Source organism: Sediminicoccus rosea (assembly GCF_033547095.1).
GTDB classification, from domain to species: Bacteria; Pseudomonadota; Alphaproteobacteria; order Acetobacterales; family Acetobacteraceae; genus Roseococcus; species Roseococcus rosea.
This window is the reverse complement of the sequence record NZ_CP137852.1, coordinates 2,612,282-2,633,139: the sequence shown is the minus strand read 5'-3', so window position 1 is coordinate 2,633,139 and position 20,858 is coordinate 2,612,282. Positions and strand designations below refer to the sequence as shown.

Here is a 20,858-nt window from a genome sequence, read left to right as displayed (position 1 = left end):
AGCGGCATGGGCCGCGCAAGCCCGATGCGCGCTGCCAGGTGCAGACACCCGGCCCGAATCACGAAGAGCGCCATCGGTGGCGGGCCGCGAGAACGGGCACGCGCGTTGCGCCGCTGGTCGCATCCACGCCCCATGCCCGCAATGCGAGCCGGTCCGGCCGGCGCATCGCCATGAAGTCGGCAGGCAGGACGAAGCGCAAGGCGGCGCGGCCCTCGGCGACCGCGACGAAGCGCTGCTGCAGGCTGGTCTGGTGCGCGGCAAAGCACGTCAATTCCAGCATCAGACGCTGCCCTTTCTGCGGCTGCGGCAACTGGACCGTGAGGTCGAGCTTCGGCCGATCTCCCCGGCTGATCCAGGGTGGCACCGGGATCACCGCGTCGCCCGCCCGGGCGCGCGTTGGAGGGTCGAGGGCCGCATCGGCCCAGGGCGTGCCGCGCCTGCCCTGCGGCGCGCCCGCCGGCAAGGCCATGGCCGCGCGGCGCGCACGCTCGTAATCGGCAAGGGTCAGCAGGGCGTGCTCGCGTTCCGTGCGGGCCCAATATGTCTCGTGCAGGCAGTTGAACTCCTCGGCGAAGACCTGGGAGGTATCCGCCCGCAGCGCCGCGATGAGTGCCGTGGGCACCGGCTGGGCCAGGCGCTCACGCAGGAAGCGGAGCCCGACCATGCCGAAGGCGGAGAGCCCGCGCCGGATCAACTCCCGCTGCACGTGCTTCCAGTCGAAGCCAGAAACGGAGAGCGCTGCGACCGCGTCAAACACCCAATCCGTCACCCGCCCGGGGCTGACCAGCAGCCCATGCGCGAGCGCCATCACGAGCCGGTCCTCGGCGCTCGGTGCCAGCACCGGCACGCCGACGAAGCTTCCAGCCTGGGCGCGCGCCCACAAACCGTCATCATCGCCCTCGCAGCGGTTGCGCTTGAGCGCGAAGAAGTGGAGATCGAGCTGCGCCTCGGCTTTGCCGAAGCCTATCCCGTGGAAGCGGTGACGGATTTGCAGCACCTGTTCCCGCGTGAGTTTCTGGGCGGCTTCCATGCCATGCGCGTACATCACATCCACCGCCGCCTCCCAGGCAGCGGTGGGGACCAGGACGTCAACGTCATGGCTGTAGCGCTCGGCCGCCGCCGCCGGATCAAGCGCGACGCGTGCTGCGCCCTTGGTCAGCATCGGCGTGATGCCAGCCGCGCGCAGGCCCTCCAGCAGGGGCGCCACGGTGCGGTGCAGGAGACGCGTCTTGGTCCAGAGGAAGCGGCGCACGCCGGCCAGCCTCGGCAGCAACTCACTGTCGAGGCCAAGTTGCGGCAGGCGGCGTGCGACCACAGGAAAGATGCGAAGCTTTGCCCAGTTCGCCGTCTCGAAGCGCTGCATCTCCTCCCAGGCACGCCAAGCCGTTCGCGCGCGCTCCTCATCCGGGTGCAGCGCCGTCATGAGCAGCAATGTATCGGCCCGGTCCGGCCAATAGTGCTGCGCGACGAGCTCCATCAGGGCTCCTCCTTCGGCGGCGGGGCGGCAGCACGCCGCCGTTCAATGGCGCGACGGGCCATGGCGAGGAAGGCTGCGTCGGCGCCGCCGGCACGCGAGGAAAGCGAGCCCTGGCGGATCCGCCGGCGCAACACGACCTCCGGCAGCACCTCGAAGGCAAGCCCTGCCAGCCGGGCCCGGTGCATCCAGTCAATGGACTGGCCGGCGCGCAACGCCTCGTCATGTGGGCCGATCGCGTCATAGGCAGCGCGTCGCAGCAGGAGGGCGCCGGAGAGCAGCCAGGGCGAAGGTCCCACCGGCAGGCGCACTGCGGCGCGGGCCTGCGGGGGCATGCTGGCGCAGAAAAAAGTCTCCATGAGCCCGCCCACGCCGGCCAGAGGCGGCGCGCGCATGAGCGCTGCCTCCTGCGCCGCGAGCTTGCCCGGAAGCCAGAGATCGTCAGCATCCAGCGGGGCCAGAAGATCGCCCTCCGCCGCGGCAAACCCGGCATTGAGCGCCGCCGCAGCACCGCCATGGGCATGCCGGATGATGCGCGCGGAGGGTAGCGCCGCCCGCGCCACCTCGGCCGTGCCGTCGGTGGATCCATCATCCACGATGATGACCTCGTCGGCGGGACGCGTCTGGGCGGCGACGCTGGCCAGCGTCTCGGCAATGGTGCCGGCGGCCTGCCAGGCCGGGATGACAACCGAGATCCGCGTCATGCCAGCCGGCTCGCACGGCGCCGCGCGAGCGAGCGCCCGACCGCGACCGCCAGCTCCTGCTTGCGGTGGGGGTCGGGCGTCGTCAGCAGCGATCCGGGGTAGCGGCGGTGCCACAGCATGACCTCGGGCAGCTTGATGTCGCGCAGGCCGGCATCGCGCAGGCGCAGCATGAGATCCCAGTCATCCGCATAGCGATAGCCTTCGTCGAAGGGGCCGAGCGATGCGAAGACCGTGGCGCGATAGAGGCAGGCGCCGACATTCACCGCGGCGACCGTCTCCACCCGTGCTCCCGGCGGCGGCGCCTGCGTTGTGGGGTCAATCGCGTCGCAAAAGCCGGTCAGCCCCGACACCACGGCGACCCCTGGCTCCGAGAGCAGCGCGAGCTGGGCGGCGAGCTTGCCGCGCGGCCAGGTGTCATCGCCATCCAGCATGGCGATCACATCACCAGTTGCGGCGGCGAGGCCGACATTGCGTGACCGCGCTGGGCTGTGCCGTTCGGCTTCGAGCAGGCGAATGCGGGGATCAGCGGCGGCCATCGCCGCGATGATCCGCGCGGTGCCGTCCTCGGAGCGGCTGTCCACCACCAGAATCTCCTCGATCGGCACATTCTGCGCCTGGATCGAGCGGATCCCGTCGGCGATGAAGCGTTCAAAGTTCAGCGCCGTGACGATGGCGGAGATGCGCGGGCGGCTCATGGTCGCCGGGCTTCCAGGAAGGCGGCGATGCAGCGCGCGGCTTCCGCCGGATCCTCGCCGATGTCGAGCGCGAAACAGGGCAGATCCCGCACCATGCGGGCGGCCAGGGCAAAACTGGATTCCGGCGTCACCCGCATGACGAAGCCCGACACCGGGCCGAGGGCACGCAGCGCCGCCGCCATCACGGCCGGGCGGATCGCACTCCGCGGGCCGCCGGCCAGGCGCGGCAGCAGGATCGCGCGAAGGGGCACGCGCGGCGCGAGCCGACCCGCGCCGAGCGTGCTGAGCGGCAGGATGTGCTTCGCGATGCCCGCGCCACTCGCCACGCCGCCGGGCGGTGGCGCGGCGCCGATGAGGCGCAAGGTGGCGTCGCTCAACTTCACCGCGTCAAAGGCGGCATGGGCCACAACCCCGCTATCCGCGTCGAGGGAAAGCAGCGTGAGGTCATCGCCGGCGCTCGACAGCCCCGCCTGCAGCGCGGCCGCCGCCGTGGTGGATTTTCCCACCCCCGATCCGCCGGCCAGCATGACCCCACCGGCCGCATCTCCGATCACCGCACCGTGCAGCAGCCCGAAGGGCTCCTCGCGCGTGGCCCAGGCGATGTGCCGCTTGAGCGGCGATGCCCATTCCCAGGGGGCGACCAATGCGGCATCGGCGGTCAGCAGCAGGCCCGTCCGGGTGCCCGCGTCATAGCTCTCCCAGGTACAGGATCCTGCCTGGTGGATCGCCTGGATGAGCCTGCCGGCACGCAGATTTACCTCGTCCATCGGCGGGCGAAGATGTTCCGTGCCCGGGACCCCGGGCGGTCGTGGCCAGCCGATCGCCCCGGTGTCAATCGCAGCGACGCGCAGATGGCAGGGCCGCGGCGTGTCGCAGGCCGCATGCGCGAGTGCTGCGCCGAGCAACGCGGCCAGGCGGGCATCGGAGGCATGCAGGGCGATGGAGACCGGGCCGATCCCGAACAGGCGGGGTGGGGTCGCCGCAATGAATTCGTCGAGGCGATGGGCGGGCACCAGATCCGCGACGCTGGTCGGCAAGACCGTGCTGTTCACGCCGCGCCCGTGCGTGGCCAGCCCATCATCGCGTCCACATCATGGATCGGGTCGAGCGATACGAGGTCAGCGAGGTCAGAGTAGATATCCACGCGGGGAGCGGCGTAGTTGAAGGGCTCGATGACCGCGGCGATGCCGGGTGCCTCGGCTTCGATGAGCAGGGCTTCGGCGACGAGCTGTTCAATCAGCGCATCGAGCTGCGACGCCAGTTCGGCAGGTTCGGGCGCGGTATCGCCGGCCGCCTGGGACAGAGCGAAGAGCATCGCATCGCGCGTGACCGGCGACTGCAGGAGCTGCCACGCCGGCATGGCCATCCCGCTGAGGCTGAAATACCTGCCTGTATCGAACTGGATGACAACGAGTTCGCCATCAAACTGCTCCGAAGCGACCACCGCAGCGTTGCTGACATAGAGCATGGAAGACATCGTGGTATTGATCCAGCGGGGAAGGTCGGCTGAAAGCCGGTGTACACCGGAAAGACGGTAAGCACCGGCCGGTTCGTATTCCACCGGCACTCACTTTCGCATGTCCATGGCGGTTGTGCCAGCGACGAGTCGAGGGACGGGTTACTGGCACCGAGATCCGCTGCGCGCCCGCGGTGACACCGCCCTCGCCTGCACCGTGCCGCGTGCCCCCGGGGCGTGAACGCGAGTGGAGGCCCGAACGCGAGGCAGGCGCCGGCGCAACACCCTGCAACAGGACGGTGAAATCACCGATCCATCACAGGAAATAGGCCACCCTTGCGACAGCGAGAGACAGGCCGGGATCCCACCTTGGCGGACAGCTCATTCGCCATGATCACATGTCAAAGTATTATTTATATTGCGATTTTTCCGCAACCAAGCTGGATGATTCACAAACGCGTCCACAAGGGGTTGCGGGACACCCCCCACGTCCGGGCCGCCCTGCCCGATTGAGCGTGCTTCGATCGGCGGCTTCTTCAGCACCCCAAGCCCGCATAGGGCCAAGTGCATCACGACCCCACGCGCCACCGCCGCCGGAGCCAGCCTTCCACAGAAGACAGCGCAGTGAGCCGAATTCCGCCACGGGTTCCTCGCGCGGTCTCCGGCGTGTCCCGCCCGCCCAATGCGGCGGGCCTGATGCTGCGCGCCGTCCGGAGCGAATTCTGCGAAATGCGCCAGGAGGTCCGTTGCTTCCGGCGCATCGCCCACGAAGAATTGCGCGTCAGGCGCCTGCCCGAAGTATCCTCCTCGCGGTGATCAGCGAGGCAAGGACACGATGACGCAGACGAAGAGCAATTTCCTGACGGTCTGCCTGCGCGGAACCAGCCAGGTCTTCTTCATGGAGAACGCCCTGACCGGGGCGATCTTCTTCGTCGCCATGGCCTACGCGTCCTATGTCTCCGGGGTCTGGGCGACGACCATCGGGGCCGCGGTCGGCATCGTCGTCGCGACGCTGACGGCGCAGGTGCTGGACCTCGACGAGGGTTCGATCGAACAGGGGCTGTACGGCTTCAACGGCATCCTCGTCGGCGCGGCCCTGCCGACCTTCATCGCCGCGTCGCCGCAGCTCTGGGTCTATGTCGTGGTGGGCGCCGCGGCCAGCACGGTCTTCACCGCGGCCTTCAGCGCCACGGTCACCAGGGTGTTCGGCGTGCCAGGTTCGACCGGCCCCTTCGTCCTGACCGGATGGCTGATGGTCGCCGGCGCGTATTCCTTCGGCGGGCTCGACGTGATCGGCGATTCGCCGCGCCTGCCGACGGCCACGACGCAGCACGCGATGGTCATCCCGCAGGGGATCGAGCTGGTCGAAATCTTCTTCCGCAATATCGGGCAGGTCTATCTGCTTGGCAGTGCGGTCAGTGGGGCGATCATCCTGGCCGGCATCTTCATTGCCTCGGTCGCCGCCGGCATCGCTGTGGTGGCCGGGTCGGTCATCGCCATCATCGTCTCCGTCGCGATGGCCGCCGACCCCGCCCTGGTCCGGCAGGGGCTGTACGGCTTCAGCCCGGTGCTCACCGCATTGGCGGTCGGCGTGATCTTCCTGCGGCCCTCGCCGCGCGTCGCGCTCTACGCCGCGCTCGCGACCGTGGTGACGGTGTTCGTCCAGGGCGCGCTCGACATCATCGTGGCACCGTCCGGCGTGCCGTCCTTCACCGCGCCCTATGTGCTGACGATGTACCTTTTCATCGCCCCGAAGAAGCTCATGGTGCCACATCCGCACAAGCCCGTGGCGGGGCATTCGGCGGGCACCGAGCCGGCCTCCGGCGGAGCGTGACGCGGCGCCCGGCGGGAATCGCGGCGCAAGCGCGACCGCTCTCCCCGTGACGGCCAGGGTGCTGGCGCCTCCTGCGGCGCTGGGATGGGCGCCACGCGATACGCGACATGCCGCACACCAGCTGGGCGAACCAGCACTGCCCAAGCGGCCCTGGAGGGGCCTCGTTCGGCGCGCGGATCCCAACCTGCCCTGGGCGCTCGCATGGCTCAGCGGCCTTCGTCCCCAAGGTCGGCCATGGCGGCGACCAGCCCACTGACCAGGACCAGCATGGCGGCCGGCCAAAGCCAGACCCACCAGGCGAGGCCGATCACGGCGAAGCCGGCAGCCACCATCTGCCCCCAGCTCGTCACCGCCGGATCGCCCAGCCCGACAAAGGCGAGCGCTGCTTCCGCCACCACCGCACCGCCGAACACGATGCCCGCGGCCGCCAGGAGCGGCCCGGCCAGATGCGGCACCAGATGCCTGTGCGCGACATGTGTGGGCGAGGCGCCAAGGGCCCAGGCGGCACGGAGGAATTCCCGGCCCAGCAGGCTGCGCACCTCCATGCGCACGATCCGCGCGACCAAGGGCCAGCGCGTCAGTCCCAGCAGCAGCGCGAGGTTCCAGGCAGACCCGCCGAACAACGCCGCCAGCAGCACCGCCAGCAGCAGGGCCGGCAGGCTCGCGGTGATCTCCGCCACGCGCATCAGGGCCTCATCCAGCAGGGCCGGCCCGATCCCCGCGACCAGCCCGACCACCAGCCCGATGGCCAGCGCCAGCAGGGTCGCGACCGTCGCGACGGTCAGCGAGGTGCGCCCGCCCTGGAGCAGCGCCGCCAGCATGTCGCGCCCGAGATCATCGGTGCCGAATGGATGCGCGAGGCGCGGCGACAGCAAGGCCGCATGTGCCTCGAGCGTCGTCAGTGACCCACCGGGCGCCAGGATCAGGCAGGCCAGGTAGAGACAGGCGAGGCTTCCCCCCGCGACAAGCCGGCTCATCGCGCCCGCAGCCTCGGGTCGAGCAGCGGCGCCGTGGCATCCGCCACGAGGTTCGCGACCCAGGCGATGAGGCAGGCCGTCACCACCGTGCCGATCACCACCGGATGGTCGCGCGCCAGGGCGGCCGAGACCGCAAGTCGCCCCAGGCCCGGCAGCGCGAAGGCCACCTCGATCACCAAAGCCCCGCCCACGAGGCTGCCGAGCCGCATGGCGGTCAGGGTGGCGACGGGCAGCAGCGCATTGGGCAGGGCATGCCGCCATCGCGCCCCGGCGCGCGAGCGGCCCCGCGCCTCGGCCGCGACGACATAGGGCTGGCGCATCTGCGCGATCAGACCGGCACGCACCAGCAGGCTCACGAAACAGAGCTGATGCAGCGCCAGCGCCAGAACCGGAAGGGCGAGGTGCCGCAGCCTTTCGGCCACCAGCGCCAGGCCGCCCCCGGCGGGCTCGCGTGGATCGGCGATGCCCTGCACCGGCAGCAGGCCAAGCCCCAGCGCGAAGACCAGGACCAGCGCCTGCGCCACGATGTAGCCCGGCACGGCGTGCAGCGCCGAGAGCGCTGCGACGGGCCAGCGCCCATCGCTTTGCGACGCCGCGACGCCGATCAGCGTGCCAGCCAGCGCGGCCAGCGCCGCCGCCGCGAAGGTCAGGCTCAGCGTCAGGGGAAGCCGCTCCAGGATCAGCATCGAGACCGGCGCCTGCTCGCGCCAGGATTGGCCGAGATCACCCTGCGCCAGCCGGACCATCCAGCCGAACCAGACTTCGGCGCCCGGGCGGTCGAGGCCGTAGCGGGCGGCCACTTCCTCCAGGTAACCCGGCGCGCCGTATTCGCCGCCGAGCCCCACCGCCGGCCCGCCCGGCGCGTGCCAGGCGAGCAGAAAGGCAAGGCTCGCCGAGGCGAGGAGCGCGAGCAGCCCGAAGCCGAGCCGACGGAGCAGGAAGCCGGCCAAGCCGGCTACGGCCGTCGCCAGGCGCGTTCCGCCACCTGGCCGCTCCAGGGCGCGAAATCGGCGAAGCGGTCGCGCCAGGCGGCGGTGAAGTCGGTCTCGACCAGCCACCAATAGGGCAGATCGCGCGCCAGGATCGCCTGTGCCGCGCGATACGCCGCGCCCCGGGCGGCCTCGTCCTGCACGGAGGCCGCCGCATCGAACAGCCGGTCCACCTCCGCGTTCCGGTAGCCCGCCGCATTGGAGAAGGGGACATTGCCGACGGCCGAGGAATGGACCATGCGCCGGACGCCGATCTCCGGATCCGTGCCGTTGCAATAGGAGACCAGCGCCAGGTCGAAGTCACGCCGGGTGAACACCGCCTGGGCGAAGGCGGCGGGGTCCATCATCCGCACCCGCAAGGTGATGCCGAGCGGTGCGAGCTGTTGGCGCAGGATGTCCGACCAGCGGGCGAAAGCCGGAAAGTGCAGGATATCGAGCGTGGCGCGCACGCCATCCGGTCCGCGCGCGAGGCCCGCCGCATCCAGCCGCCGATTGGCCTCGGCCGGATCGGGCCGCCACGCCGCCAGCGCGCGCGGCGCATGCGCCCAGGCGATGCCCGAGGCGATCGGCGCCTCCGCGACGCGCCCTTGGCCGAAGGCCACCAGTTCCAGCATCCGCTGGCGATCGAGGCCCAGCGCGAAAGCCTCGCGCAGCGCGACCTGGCCGGTGGCCGAACGGTCGAGGTTGAAGGCGAGCGTCATGACGCAATTGGACCCGCCGGCGGCGGCGCGGGTTTCCGCGAGCGTCACGCCGCGGCCGCGCAGCCGAGCGGCATCGGGCGCGGACACGCGGGCCAGCATGTCCACCTCGCCCGCCAGGAGCGCGTTCACCTGGGTGTTCGAGTCCGGGATGATCCGGAACACGACGCGATCCAGCCGCGGCAGCCCGGGCTTGAAGTAGTCCGGGTTGCGCAGGAGCACGACCTGGTTGTCACGCTGGTAGCTCTCGAAGCGGAAGGGCCCGGTGCCGACGGGGCGCAGATTGGCCGGGTTGGTGTTGGGGTCCGTGCCGTCGAACAGATGCGCGGGCAGCACCGGCGCTTCGGTGACGTCGAGCTGCCGCAGCAGGGCGGGGTGCGGCCGGTTCAAGCGAAACACCGCGGTCAGCGGGTCCGGCGCGTCAATTCCCGCGATGGCGGGCGCCAGGCCGGCGCGGGCACGGGCGTGGAAGCGAAGCAGCACCTGCTCGAAGCTGGTCTTCACATCGGCAGCAGTGAAGGGCCTGCCATCATGCCAGCGGACGCCGGCGCGCAGCCGGAACGTCACGCTCAGCCCATCGGGCGCGACCACCCAGGATTCCGCGAGGTCAGGTTCCGGATTGCCCGCCTCGTCCAGCGCCACCAGGCCGTTGAACAAGGAGCCGGCCACGGCATGCAGCGGCCCCGCGGTCGAGATCGCCGGATTGAGATGCCCCGGGTCGCCGGCCACGGCGATCACCGCGACACCTCCCATCGGTTGCGCCCGCGCCGGGCCGGGCTGGGGCACCGACAATCCGAGGGCCGCTGCGAGGACGAGGCAGAGACGGCGCGACAACAGGGGGATATCCTCCGCTAGGACGACTTGGAGGCTAGCTGTCGTTAAGAAGATTGCCAATATTCGTCATAACACATCATCGGCACCCGGACCCCGGGCAGAGGCCGCCATCGCGACGGGAGTGCAAGGTGCAGCGCCTGACCATCAGCCTCGATCACGAAACGGCCGCCGCGCTGGATGCCTTCATGGCGGGCCGCGGCTACGGCAACCGCTCGGAGGCGGTGCGGGACCTGCTCCGTTCCGGGCTGCGCGATGCGGCGGGAGAGCAGGACCCGATGCTGCCATGCGTGGCCGCGGTGTCCTACATCTACGACCATTATGAGCGCGACCTGGGCCGCCGGCTCACCGAAGCGCAACACGCGCACCACGATCTCGGCGTGACGACCGTGCATCTGCATCTCGACCACCATCACTGCATCGAGGTTGCGCTGCTGCGCGGGCCCGCGGGCGAGATCCGCCATTTCGCCAAGGCCCTGGTGCGGGAGCGCGGCGTCAGGCTGGGCGGCATCAATGTGATGCCGATCCCGCAGGCCGTGGGTGCTGCCATCCACGATCCAACGCACGCCGCACCGGAACGGCAGGCCTCCGGAGGCTGACCCTCCGGGGAGGATCTGCGCGGTTCGTTCATGCAGCGCAGGGGCGGCCCGGTGCGGCGCCTCGCGGCCCGCTCGGACGCGGCCGCGCCGCCGCCGGCGAGCTGGGGCGGCTGGCGGGCCACCCGGCGCGGCGCGCCCTGCCCGTCAGCCGCGCGGTCTCAGCTGCGCAGCTTCAGCAGCGCGCGCGCATTGCCGTGCATCACCCGGGCCCGCACATCCTCCGCGATCGCGGCCTTCTCGATGAAGCGCGCGGCCGTCGCGGAGTCCTCATAAGGGTAGTCGATCGAAAACATCACGCGGCTCTCGCCGAGCGCCGCCAGTGCCGCCGTCAGCGGCACGTCATCGCATTGCCCCGAGGTGGTGACCGAGATGTTGGAGCGCACATAGTCCGAGGGCTTGCGCCGGATCGGACGGCGCGTCGGCGTGAAGGCGTAGCGGCTGTCCAGCCGCCAGAGCATGTAGGGCAAGGTCTCGCCCATATGCCCGAGGATGACCTGCGCGCGCGGGAATCGGTCGAAGACGCCGGTGACGATCAGGCGCAGCGCGTGGGTCGCGGTCTCGGTCGTCCATTCCCAGGTCGGCTTGTGCAGTTCGGGCACGCCCTCGAGCACATGCGGCATGCGGAAGCTGTCATCCGGATGGAGGTAGAGCGGCACCTCCAGCGCCTGGAGCCGCTCCCAGAACACGTCATTCCGCGGGTCATCCAGGTAGACGCCCAGCGTGTGGTGGTTGATCATGGCGCCCTGGAAGTTGAGCTCCCGCACGCAGCGTTCGAGTTCACGCGCGGCCTGAGCGGGGTCCTGCATGGCGAGGTGCGCGAAGCCGCCATAGCGGTCCGGCCGGCGCTGGATCTCGCGCGCCAGCGCGTCATTCGCCTCCGCCGCCAGGCGCGTCGCCCGCGCCGTGTCGGGCTCCACCTGCACGCCGGGGCCCGAGATGGAGAGGATGGCCCGCGACACGCCCGCGCCATCCATGGCGGCCAGGCGCTCCTCGCCGAAATCCAGCATGCGGCGGACCAGCACGGCCCGCGCCTCCGCCGAGACCGGCGGCATGGCCTTGTTCAGGTAGTCGAGGAAGGAGGGGATGATGACATGCTCCTCCAGGGCGATCTTGCCCGGGACGGGCGCGGCGGTGGCCGCTCCGCCCAGGGCAAGGGATGTGGCGAGCACGCCACGGCGATCGAGCCGCATCCGAGGTTCTCCGGTGATGGGCCAGGGTCACACAGGGCAGACGCCAAGTCACCCATCATCCGGCATCGGATCTTCACGCCGCCCGTGCCATGAGCGGCGCCGGCATGCGCGGCCGCAGCCCCCGCAGCAACGCGCGTGCGGCCGAGCGCGCCCGGCGGCGGCTCGGCTGCCAGAGCAGCGCCTTGGCCTGCCAGGCCAGATGCGCGAGGCGCCGCCCCTCGGCCTCCGCCATCTCGGCGCGCGCCTCGGCCACGAAGGCGCGGCTGCAGCGGAAGGCGCCCGCATCACGCGCGCGGATCGCCGGGCCGTAGCGGTCCAGCACCGTCGCGACGGCAAGGCAGCGCGCGCGCACCTCGCTGCTCAGCGAGTCGGCGCGATGCATGTGCAGCCCCTGCGAGCGCGGCGCATAGGCGACCGGGCCGTGCAGCGCGAGGCGGATCCAGAGGTCCCAGTCCTCCGCCTGGCCGAGCGAGACATCGAAGCCGCCCACCGCCTCCACCGCCGCGCGCGAGGCGAGGACGACCGAGGTGCAGACCGGATTCTCCCCATAGATCAGCCCGGCGCCGGCCGGGCCCAGCCAGCCGATCTCGTCCCGCCAGGGCTCGTCCAGCGGCGTGACGGCGGCGGCGAAGCGCGGCATGTAGCCGATCAGCCGCGGCTCGCGGCGGTTGTCGGCATAGAGCGTCTCGTATTCGCCGAAGCTCAGCGCGGTCTCGGGATGCGCCTCATGCCAGGCGAGCCGTTCGGCGATGCGATCGGGCTGCCAGATGTCATCGGCGTCGAGGAAGCCCACCACGGGCGCCCGCGCGATGGCGAGGCCGGCATTGCGCGCCGCCGCAGCCCCCTCGCCGCCCGTGCGGCGCAGCACGCGGATGGGCAGGCCCGAGGCTGCGGCATGGGCCAGGAAATTCGCGGTGCCGTCGGTCGAGCCATCATCCACGATGATGACCTCGATGCCCTCGACCGGCACGGCCAGCGCGCTCGCCATGGCGCGGGGCAGCCATGCCAGGCAGTTGCGCGTGGGGATGATGACGGAAAGACGGGGCGCGCTCACGAGTGAGCCTCCTTCGCGGGCCGCGCGGCGCCAGAGCTCGGGCGCGCCACGCCGGGGATCAGCCGCGCCAGGCGGCGCGCGGCGAAGCGCCGGCCCTGCCGCGCCATGCGCGCCACCTCCTGCCATTCGAGCCGCGCCCACAGGCCCGCCGCCATGGCGTCATGCAGCCAGGGATAGCGCCGCAGCGCGGGGCGGCCCACCATGCCCGCTTCGGGCTGGGCGCGGGCACGGCCAAAGCCCAGGATCGCCGCCTGCTCGGCGGTCAGCGGCGGCAGGTAGCCGGCGTTCAGCAGCAGCGGCTGGTAGCGGCCATGCGCCACATCCTCGGCCTGGATCGGCACGGCAGGGTCATGGAAGTTGAAGAACATCACGTCGCGCGGCGAGAGGCAGGGCGTGGTCTGCCGATGCACGCCCGCCGTGTCGAAGAGGAAGGCGGTGCCGGCCGGGCCGCGCATCGCGCGCTCCCGGTGCATCAGCGGCGCCACATCCGCCGGGCCCCAGTGGCGGGCGGCGCCGCGTTGGCGGTGCGTGCCGGCGAGATAGGCGAAATGCCCGCTCTCCACATCGCTCAGATAGACCGCGAGCTTCACCTCGCGCGGCGCCGTCGTCACCTCGGGCGCGTGCCAGGCATCGGCGTGCCAGCCATGGAAGTTGCGCGTGGTGCGGATGGTGCGCCAGCCGCGCGCCTCGGTCAGCGCCACCTCGGGGCCGACATATTCGCGCACCGCGCCGGCCACCAGCGGATGCAGCGCGAGCTCGAGGCAGGCCGGGTGCAGCGCCAGCAGGTTCTCGACCAGCAGGCGCCATTTCTCGTTCTGCTCGAAGCCGATCCAGGTGTTGAAGCTCGGCCGCCGCAGGGCGCCGCTGAAGGCCGCCTGCAGGCCGGCCAGCGCCTCGGGTGCGATCAGCCGGGGCAGCGGCGCGATGCCGTCGCGCTCCAGCGCGGCGGTGATCTCGGTGACGGTCATGAGCGGAACTCCAGGGCGGGCGTGAGCGAGGCGGTGGGCAGCGGCAGCAGTGCCGCATAGTGGCGGAGGGTGGCGGCGATCATGCCGTCGAGGTCGAACAGCGCCTCGGCGCGGCGGCGTGCCGCCTGCCCCATGGCGATGCGGCGCGCGGGCTGCTCGATCAGCCCCGAGAGCGAGGCGAGCAGCGCCGCCGGCTCGCCAGGCGGCACCAGCTCGCCCGTCACCTGGTTCGCCACCACCTCCGGGATGCCGCCGATGCGCGAGGCTATGGCGGGCAGGCCCGAGGCCGCGGCCTCGGCCAGGATGAGCGAGAAGGCCTCCCGCCAGCGCGAGGGCGCGACGACGAGATCCACCGCGCGCAGCAGTTCCGGCATGTCGCCGCGACGGCCCAGCACGCGCACGCCCTGGCCGGATGCGGCCTCCACCGCGCCGCGCAGCGGGCCGTCCCCGGCCCAGGCGATGGTGAGGCCCGGAAAGGCGCGGAGCAGCGCGGGCTGGATGGCGAGCAGATCCTCCACGCCCTTCTCGGCGGTGAGCTGCCCGGCATAGAGCAGCACGGGCTCCGCCCCGCCCAGCCCCAGCAGGCGCTGGCGCAGGGCCATGCGCTCCTCAGCACCCGCGGGACGGTAGCGCGCGAGGTCCACGCCGTTCATGAGCCGGTGCAGCCGGGCGGGCGGCAGGCCGATCTCCTGCCGGAGATGCCCCGCCACCTCGTTCGAGACGGGCAGATAGAGGTCCACGAGAGAGGCGCGCGCCCGCCGCATCCAGCGCTTGGCGGCGGCGAGACCAGCGCCCCCCGCCTCGACCTGCGTGCGCGAGCCGTGATCCGTGAAGACGAAGCGCGGCACGCCCGAGACCGCGGCCAGCGCGGCGAGCTTCGAGCTGGGCGAGCCGAAATGGTAATGCACGAGGCGCGGCCGCGTGCGGGCCAGGATGCCGGCCGCGCGCCAGGCAGAGCGCAACTCACCTTCGCCCAGTTCCGTCAGGCCAAGGCCCAGCGCCGCGAGGTCCCGCCGCAGCCCCGCATCCCAGGGCGGACCGGCGACGAGATGCGTGCTGAGACCGGCCGTCTTCAGGCCGCGCCCCAGGCGCAGCAGGTAGTCCTCGAAGGAGCCGCGCTTGTCGAGCTTGCCCGCGACCCAGATCAGGATGTCGGTGCGGCGCTCAAGCATGGGGGCGGGCCTGCAGGCCGGCGAAGAGCGCGCCCAGCTGCCGCGCCTGGGATGCCAGGCTGAACCCCGCCTCGATATGCGCGCGCCCGGCGCGGCCGATGGCAGCGCGCTCCGCCGCCGAGAGGCCGGCGATCCAGCCCAGGCCATCGGTCAGGGCACGGCGGTCGCCCGGCAGGATCAGCCTTCCGCCGACATCGGCCACTGTCTCCTTCATGCCCATCAGGGCCGAGGCGAGGACAGGCAGGCCCATGGCCATCGCCTCCTTCAGCACGATGGGGCCGGTGTCGCGGTCGCCATCGGCGCAGATCACGTAGGGGGCGACGAAACCCTGGTAGCGCGGCCCCTCCTCGGCGATCCAGCCGCTCGGGCGCGCGCCCAGCAGGCGCATCCAGGGCCAAAGGCCCAGCGCCTCGATCTTCGCTTCCAGCACCGGGCGCAGCGCGCCCTCCCCCACCGCGTCGATGCAGGGGCGCGCCATGGGCGGCAGCGCGGCCAGGGCATCGAGCAGCAGCTCATACCCCTTCTGCGGCGCGAGGCGGCCGATGGCGAGCAGCCGGCCATTGGAGGCGCCGGAGCGCGGGCGGAAGCGGGCGGGATCGATGCCGCAGGGCACCACCACCACGCGCGCCCCCGGCGCCATGGCGAGCATGTCGTCCCGCATGTCGAAGCAGGTGGCGACGGCGAGGTCGGCACTGGCGAGCTTCAGCGGCAGGTCGGCGGGCGTGCCATAGACCTCGAAGCCATGCCCGATGAAGGAGACGGTGCAGCCCGCCAGGCGCGCGCCGGCAATGGCGGTGGCCGTCGCCGCATGGGCGAAATGCGCGTGGACATGGGTGCAGCCATGCCGCCGCGCGGCCAGCGCCACCCGGGCTGCGGCGAGCAGCAGCGAGCGGCGCGGCAGGCCCTGCTGCGTCCGGATGAAGCGCATCGCCGCGCGCAGCCGGGCGGGGCCCATCACGGCGCGCAGCATGGCGGTGACGCGCGGCAGCTCCTCCAGCCGCTGGATGCCGGGCTTCAGCGCCTCGTCCTCCGGCTGGCAGGGGCCGTGATGGTCGCGGATGGTGAGCGGCACGATCTTGTGGCCGAGCGCGCGCATGGCGCGGATCTCGTTGCTGACGAAGGTCTCGGACAGCACCGGGAAGGAGGAGAGGACGTAGAGCACGCTGAGCGGCCGCGTTTCGGCGGAGGCGGTGGCGGCGGGGACGGAATCGAAGGGCATGGGCGGCTCCACTCAGGGTGCCCGCTGCCCCGCAAGGCCCATGCCAGGGCCCCGCTCGCAGCCTGCCTCGCAACCGGCGAGCGCCCCTAGAGGATGGGGCTCAGCACCGCCGCGAAATTGTTCCAGAGCTGGCGGTGCAGCGGCCAGGCCTCCACCTCGGCCAGCGTCACCGGGCGGGAGCGGGCCAGGTATTCCGCCTGCTGCGCGCGCAGCGCCGCCGTGGCGCCCTCATCCTGCAGCAGGATGTTGTTCTCGTAGTTCAGGTCGAAGCTGCGGCGGTCCATGTTGGCCGAGCCGATCAGCGTGACCTCGCCATCCATGGTCAGCGTCTTGCTGTGCAGGAGGCCGCCCTCGTATTCGCGGATATGCACGCCCGCGGCCAGCAATTCGGCGTAGTAGCTGCGGCAGGTCGCGGCCACGGCCCAATTGTCGTTGCGCGCGGGAAAGACGATCGTGGTCCGCACGCCCCGGTTGCCGGCGGCGCGCAGCGCATCCTGCAGCGAGGGGTCGGGCACGTAGTAGGGCGTGGTGATCACCAGCTCGCGCCGCGCCGCGTAGATCAGGCTCTGGAACATCTCGGGCATGGCCGAGTGCCGGAGGGTGGGGCCGGAGGCGACGACCTGCGCGGTGAAGCCGCCCGGCCGCGCCTCAGGCATCGGCGCCCAGAGGAGTTCGCTCAGATCCTCCTCCGCCCAGGCCATCCAGTCGGTCACGAAGAGGTGCTGGTTCTGCCGGGCGACCGGGCCCTCGAAGCGCATCACCACATCCACCCAGGGGGCGAATTTCGCCTTCACCAGGAACGCGGCGTCGGCGCAGTTCTGGCTGCCGCAATAGGTGATGGCGTGGTCGATCACCACGATCTTGCGGTGGTTCCGCAGGTCCAGCCGGCCATGCAGCGCGCCGAGCACCGGCAGCCCCACCGGCAGGGCGCGCGCCTGGCGCACGCCGGCCTCGCGCAGCATCTGCCAGAGCGGGCTCTTGATCAGCGCGCGCGAGCCGACGTCATCCACCAGCACGCGGCAGGTGACGCCGCGCCGCGCGGCGCGGGCCAGCGCCTCGGCCACCTTGGTCCCGTTGTTGTCGGGCAGCCAGATGTAGAACAGCAGGTGGACGTGCTCGCGCGCCGCCTCGATGTCGGCCACCAGCATGGCGATGGTCGCATCCGAATCGCCTGAGAGGCGCGCGGTGTTGCCGCCGACCGCGGGATAGCCGCTGATGGACTGGCCGACGCGGAACAGGCCCTCCAGCCGGTCCGGCACGGCGGCCGGCGTGCCCATGCTGGCGGGCTCGGGCAGCGTCGCCAGCACGCGCTGCATGCGGGCCACCCGGCGGCGGCCGATATTGGTCTCGCCCAGCAGCAGGTAGCCGAGCAGGCCCAGCACCGGCAGCACCAGCACCACCACCATCCAGGAGATGCGCGACGCCGGATCCCGGTGCGGGCGCAGCAGGATCCGGGCGATCACCAGCGCCTGGAGGATGAGGTGGAAGGCGAGGATCATGGGCTAGACGAGGAACGGCTTGCCCTGAACGTCGTAGTCCGGATAGCCGAGCGTCTCGCGCAGCGCGGCCGGCGCCAGCGCCATGTCGCTCTCCGCGCCGCCGGCGACCAGCGCGGCGAGCCCCGCCTGCATGCCCGCGATGGCGGGCGAGAGCATGGCCGTGGGATAGGTGCCGATCTTGATCCCCAGCGCCTCCGCCTCGGGCCGCGTCGGGATGCGGCGCCCGGGCCCCGGCGAGAGCACGGCGAAGGAGGGCCGGCCCTGCGCCGCCGCCACCGCGCGGCGGAACTCCGCGTCATCGGCCGGGCTGTCAAGGAAGAGGATATCCGCCCCCTCCTCCACGAACATCTCGATGCGCGCCACCGCCTCGTCGATGCCCTGGGTCGGCCGGCAATCGGTGCGGGCCAGCACCAGGATGCCGCTGTCCTTCGCCGCCTGGACCGCCGCGCGGATCTTCATCCGCGCCTCCTCGCGCGGCAGGCAGGGCTTGCCGGAGGAGGTGAGCTGCCGCGGCGTGATCTTGTCCTCGATCAGGATCGCGGCGGCCCCCGCGCGGCCATAGGCGCGCACGGTGCGCTGCACGTTCAGCGGATTGCCATAGCCATGGTCGCCATCGGCCAGGATCAGCGTCCCGGGCGCGGCGCCATGCACCATGTGGAAGCTGTCGAACATCTCGGCGAAGGAGATGAGGTCGAGATCCGGCCCACCGAGCCGGCTCGCCGCCACGCAGGAGCCGGAGAGGAAGGCCGTCTTGTAGCCGGCAACCGCGGCGAGCTTGGCGCTCAGCCCATCCCAGACGGCGGGCATGGTGACGAAGCCGGGTTCGGCGAGAAGGGCGCGCAGGCGATCGGGCGGGGTCATGGCATTCCTCAGCATTGGTGAGGGAAGGCTAGGCCCCTGCCCGTCCCCGTCAATCCGTGTGCCTCAATCCACCGTGATGCGCCCGGCCCGCACCACGCGCTGCCAGCGCGCAATCTCGCCCGCCTGGAAGGCCGCGAATTGCGACGGCGCGCTGGCGACGATCTCGAAGCCGAGTTCGCCAAGCCGCGCGGCCACGGCGGGCGCGCGCAGCGCCGCCTCCGCCGCCGCATGCACGCGCTGGACCAGCGGCTCGGCCATGCCGGGCGGGCCGCCGAAGCCCTGCCAGGAATAGACGACGAAATCAGGCAGGCCGAGTTCCACCGCCGTCGGCACCTGCGGCAACAGCGGGCTGCGCGCCTCAGAGGTGATCAGGATGGGCCGCACCCGCCCCTCCGCGATCTGCGGCATGATCGAGCCGAGATTCTGGAAGGAGAGCTGCACCGTCCCCTGCAGCAGCGCCGTCGTCGCCGGCGCGCCGCCCTGGAAGGGGATGTGCGTGATGTCGGTGCCCGTGGCCTGGCGGAACATCTCCATCGTGAGATGGTCGGAGGAGCCGGCGCCGCTGGTCGAATAGCTGGCATTGCGCCCGGGCGCGCGCAGCCAGGCCAGCACGCCGGCCAAGTCCGTCGCCGGCAGCGCGGCGCTGTTGATCACCAGCACATTGGGCGTGCGCACCGTCTGCATGATGCGGGTGAGCTGCGTCAGCGGGTCGTAGCCGAGGTTGGGGCGCAGCGCGACGTTGATCGCCCAGGTGCTGATCGGCGCATGCATCAGCGTGTAGCCGTCGGGTGCCGAGCGGATCACCTGCCGCGCGCCGACCTCGCCCGTCGCACCCGGCCGGTTCTCCACGGTGACGGCGCGGCCTGTCGCCGCCTGCATGGACTGCGCCATGGCACGGGCGATGATGTCGGAGGAGGAACCCGGGGCGAAGGGCACCAGGATGGTCACGGCGCGCGAGGGCCAGGCCTCCGCCCCCTGCGCGAGGGCGCCACCCGCGGGCAGCAGCAGTGGCAGGGCCTGGAGCAGGTGGCGGCGTTTCATGGCGTCTCTCCCGTGGTTCGTGGCATGCTGCCCCCCGGCGGCCCCCTCGGGCAACCCGCCGGCCGCAACCCACGCGGCCCGGCCTTGTTGGGGCCAGGAGATGATGACCAGACCGCCCTTCGCGCCCGTCCGCCGCGCCCCGACCGGCCTCGAGCAGGACGTGGCCGCGGCGCTGGGCATGGCCCCGCCGGCCACCAGCGGCGTGGCCCTGCTGCCCGAGGCCGCCGCCGCCTTCGCGCTGCGCGTTGCGAGCGCGCGCGCAGCCGGGCGCAGCCTGGACCTGCAATACTACATGTGGCGCGGCGATGTGACGGGCCAGCTTCTGGCCTGCGAGGTGCTGGCGGCGGCCGATCGCGGCGTGAAGGTCCGCCTGCTGCTGGATGACGTCTATGCGCTGGGCCGGGAGCGCACGCTCGCCGCGCTCGACGCGCACCCGCTGATCGAGGTGCGACTGTTCAACGGCACGCGCTGGCGGCGCTTCGGGCGCCTCGGCTTCCTGCTGGAGCTGGCCTTCGGCGGGCGGCACCTGAACCGGCGCATGCACAACAAGTCCTGGATCGCCGATGACCGGCTGGCCGTGGTGGGTGGGCGCAACCTGGGCGATGCCTATTTCGGCCTGGCGGGCCGCGGCAGCATCCGCTTCCGCGACCTGGACCTGGCGCTGGCCGGCCCGGCCGCGCACCAGGCCACGCGGGTCTTCCAGCGCTACTGGACGAGCCCGCTGGCCCGCCCCGCACGCCTCGTCGCCGCCACGGCCGAGCGCGCGGGCGGCCTGCCCGCGCTGCGCGCCGTCCTCGCCGGGGCGGATGACCGCCCGGCGGCCGATGCCCTCCTGGCCGGGGCCGAGGCGCCGCTGCGCGCGCAGCTCGACCGCGCGCTGACGCTGCTGCCGCCCGATGCCATCCAGGTCGTGGCCGATCCGCCGGAAAAGGCGAAGCGTGGCCTCCGGGCGCGCAAGGCGGCGCGCGCGGCGGGCGGCATCGCCGCCGAGATCGCCGATGCGCTGCGCGCAGCGCGGCAGGAGGCGCTGCTCATCTCGCCCTATTTCGTGCCCGGCCGGGCCGGCATGGCGCTGCTGGGCGAATTGCGCGCGCGGGGCGTGCGTGTCTCCGTCATCACCAATTCCCTGGCGGCGACGGACGTGGTGGCGGTGCATGGCGGCTATGCCAAGTATCGCCGCGCATTGCTGGCCATGGGCGCCACGCTCTTCGAGCTCAAGCCCGAATGGCGCGACACGCCGCCGAGCCTGCTCGGCTCACGCGGCGCCGCGCTGCACACCAAGGCCTTCGCGGTGGATGGGCGGCTCGGCTTCGTCGGTTCCTTCAATCTCGATCCCCGCTCGGCCGCGCTCAACACCGAGATGGGCTGCTTCGTGCGCGACGCCGGCATCGCCGCGGGCATCGCCGCCGAGCATGCCCGCCTGGCCGACCCCGCGATGAGTTGGCAGGTGATGCTGGAGGGGGGCGAGTTGGTCTGGCGAGACGGCCCGGCCCTCGCCCCGCGCGAGCCCGGCGCCGGAATCTGGCGGCGGCTGCTGGCCGGGCTGGTGCGCCGCCTGCCGGTCGAGGAGCAATTGTAGCGAAGCGCTCCCCGGCCC

19 protein-coding genes are annotated in these 20,858 nt (G+C 71.9%); 3 read left to right on the top strand and 16 right to left on the bottom strand.

What is annotated here, in order from left to right:
- Window positions 1–58 precede the first annotated feature (58 nt).
- The 5 genes from R9Z33_RS12670 to R9Z33_RS12650 are packed head-to-tail and all read right to left on the bottom strand — an operon-like array spanning window position 59 to window position 4,440.
- A complete protein-coding gene (locus R9Z33_RS12670) occupies window positions 59–1,477 on the bottom strand; it encodes a nucleotidyltransferase family protein (RefSeq protein WP_318646941.1) in 1,419 nt (472 codons plus the stop codon).
- Window positions 1,477–2,178 (bottom strand): glycosyltransferase family 2 protein, encoded by a 702-nt coding sequence (locus tag R9Z33_RS12665; protein WP_318646940.1) that lies wholly within the window; start codon window positions 2,176–2,178, stop codon window positions 1,477–1,479. The genes R9Z33_RS12670 and R9Z33_RS12665 overlap by 1 nt, the downstream gene beginning before the upstream one ends.
- A complete protein-coding gene (locus tag R9Z33_RS12660) occupies window positions 2,175–2,873 on the bottom strand; it encodes a glycosyltransferase family 2 protein (RefSeq protein ID WP_318646939.1) in 699 nt (232 codons plus the stop codon). The genes R9Z33_RS12665 and R9Z33_RS12660 overlap by 4 nt, the downstream gene beginning before the upstream one ends.
- Window positions 2,870–3,925, bottom strand: coding sequence for a hypothetical protein (locus R9Z33_RS12655; protein ID WP_318646938.1), 1,056 nt, complete (start codon window positions 3,923–3,925; stop codon window positions 2,870–2,872). The genes R9Z33_RS12660 and R9Z33_RS12655 overlap by 4 nt, the downstream gene beginning before the upstream one ends.
- The gene (locus R9Z33_RS12650; protein ID WP_318646937.1) at window positions 3,922–4,440 is read right to left on the bottom strand and encodes a PqqD family protein; all 519 of its coding nucleotides are present in this window, start codon (window positions 4,438–4,440) and stop codon (window positions 3,922–3,924) included. Before R9Z33_RS12650 ends, R9Z33_RS12655 begins: the two co-directional genes overlap by 4 nt.
- Window positions 4,441–5,164: 724 nt before the next feature.
- Between R9Z33_RS12650 and yut the strand changes: the two genes are divergently transcribed.
- Window positions 5,165–6,163, top strand: coding sequence for an urea transporter (gene yut, locus R9Z33_RS12645; RefSeq protein ID WP_318646936.1), 999 nt, complete (start codon window positions 5,165–5,167; stop codon window positions 6,161–6,163).
- A gap of 206 nt (window positions 6,164–6,369) precedes the next feature.
- Here yut and R9Z33_RS12640 read toward each other — a convergent pair whose 3' ends face one another.
- The 3 genes from R9Z33_RS12640 to R9Z33_RS12630 are packed head-to-tail and all read right to left on the bottom strand — an operon-like array spanning window position 6,370 to window position 9,661.
- Entirely contained in the window at window positions 6,370–7,140 is a 771-nt protein-coding gene (locus R9Z33_RS12640) for an ABC transporter permease (protein ID WP_318646935.1), read from the bottom strand.
- The gene (locus R9Z33_RS12635; RefSeq protein ID WP_318646934.1) at window positions 7,137–8,090 is read right to left on the bottom strand and encodes an ABC transporter permease; all 954 of its coding nucleotides are present in this window, start codon (window positions 8,088–8,090) and stop codon (window positions 7,137–7,139) included. Before R9Z33_RS12635 ends, R9Z33_RS12640 begins: the two co-directional genes overlap by 4 nt.
- A gap of 5 nt (window positions 8,091–8,095) precedes the next feature.
- Window positions 8,096–9,661: an ABC transporter substrate-binding protein gene (locus R9Z33_RS12630; RefSeq protein WP_318646933.1), complete on the bottom strand. Its 1,566-nt coding sequence runs from the start codon at window positions 9,659–9,661 to the stop codon at window positions 8,096–8,098.
- Window positions 9,662–9,789: 128 nt separating this feature from the next.
- On the opposite strand from R9Z33_RS12630, the gene nikR reads away from it, so the two are divergent.
- Window positions 9,790–10,257 (top strand): nickel-responsive transcriptional regulator NikR, encoded by a 468-nt coding sequence (gene nikR, locus R9Z33_RS12625; protein ID WP_318646932.1) that lies wholly within the window; start codon window positions 9,790–9,792, stop codon window positions 10,255–10,257.
- A gap of 158 nt (window positions 10,258–10,415) precedes the next feature.
- Here nikR and R9Z33_RS12620 read toward each other — a convergent pair whose 3' ends face one another.
- The 8 genes from R9Z33_RS12620 to R9Z33_RS12585 all read right to left on the bottom strand — a co-directional run bounded on the left by R9Z33_RS12620 (window position 10,416) and on the right by R9Z33_RS12585 (window position 19,261).
- Window positions 10,416–11,447: an amidohydrolase family protein gene (locus tag R9Z33_RS12620; protein ID WP_318646931.1), complete on the bottom strand. Its 1,032-nt coding sequence runs from the start codon at window positions 11,445–11,447 to the stop codon at window positions 10,416–10,418.
- A 73-nt stretch (window positions 11,448–11,520) separates the two neighbouring features.
- Entirely contained in the window at window positions 11,521–12,501 is a 981-nt protein-coding gene (locus tag R9Z33_RS12615; RefSeq protein ID WP_318646930.1) for a glycosyltransferase family 2 protein, read from the bottom strand.
- A complete protein-coding gene (locus tag R9Z33_RS12610; RefSeq protein WP_318646929.1) occupies window positions 12,498–13,469 on the bottom strand; it encodes a phytanoyl-CoA dioxygenase family protein in 972 nt (323 codons plus the stop codon). Before R9Z33_RS12610 ends, R9Z33_RS12615 begins: the two co-directional genes overlap by 4 nt.
- Complete coding sequence (locus tag R9Z33_RS12605) at window positions 13,466–14,641, bottom strand: glycosyltransferase family 4 protein (protein WP_318646928.1); 1,176 nt, start codon at window positions 14,639–14,641, stop codon at window positions 13,466–13,468. Before R9Z33_RS12605 ends, R9Z33_RS12610 begins: the two co-directional genes overlap by 4 nt.
- Window positions 14,634–15,860 (bottom strand): glycosyltransferase, encoded by a 1,227-nt coding sequence (locus R9Z33_RS12600; protein WP_318646927.1) that lies wholly within the window; start codon window positions 15,858–15,860, stop codon window positions 14,634–14,636. The genes R9Z33_RS12605 and R9Z33_RS12600 overlap by 8 nt, the downstream gene beginning before the upstream one ends.
- 86 nt (window positions 15,861–15,946) lie before the next feature.
- Complete coding sequence (cls, locus tag R9Z33_RS12595) at window positions 15,947–17,359, bottom strand: cardiolipin synthase (RefSeq protein WP_318646926.1); 1,413 nt, start codon at window positions 17,357–17,359, stop codon at window positions 15,947–15,949.
- A gap of 3 nt (window positions 17,360–17,362) precedes the next feature.
- Window positions 17,363–18,220, bottom strand: coding sequence for an isocitrate lyase/PEP mutase family protein (locus R9Z33_RS12590; RefSeq protein ID WP_318646925.1), 858 nt, complete (start codon window positions 18,218–18,220; stop codon window positions 17,363–17,365).
- A 63-nt stretch (window positions 18,221–18,283) separates the two neighbouring features.
- Complete coding sequence (locus R9Z33_RS12585; RefSeq protein ID WP_318646924.1) at window positions 18,284–19,261, bottom strand: Bug family tripartite tricarboxylate transporter substrate binding protein; 978 nt, start codon at window positions 19,259–19,261, stop codon at window positions 18,284–18,286.
- Window positions 19,262–19,364: 103 nt separating this feature from the next.
- Between R9Z33_RS12585 and R9Z33_RS12580 the strand changes: the two genes are divergently transcribed.
- A complete protein-coding gene (locus R9Z33_RS12580) occupies window positions 19,365–20,840 on the top strand; it encodes a phospholipase D family protein (RefSeq protein ID WP_318646923.1) in 1,476 nt (491 codons plus the stop codon).
- Window positions 20,841–20,858 lie beyond the last annotated feature (18 nt).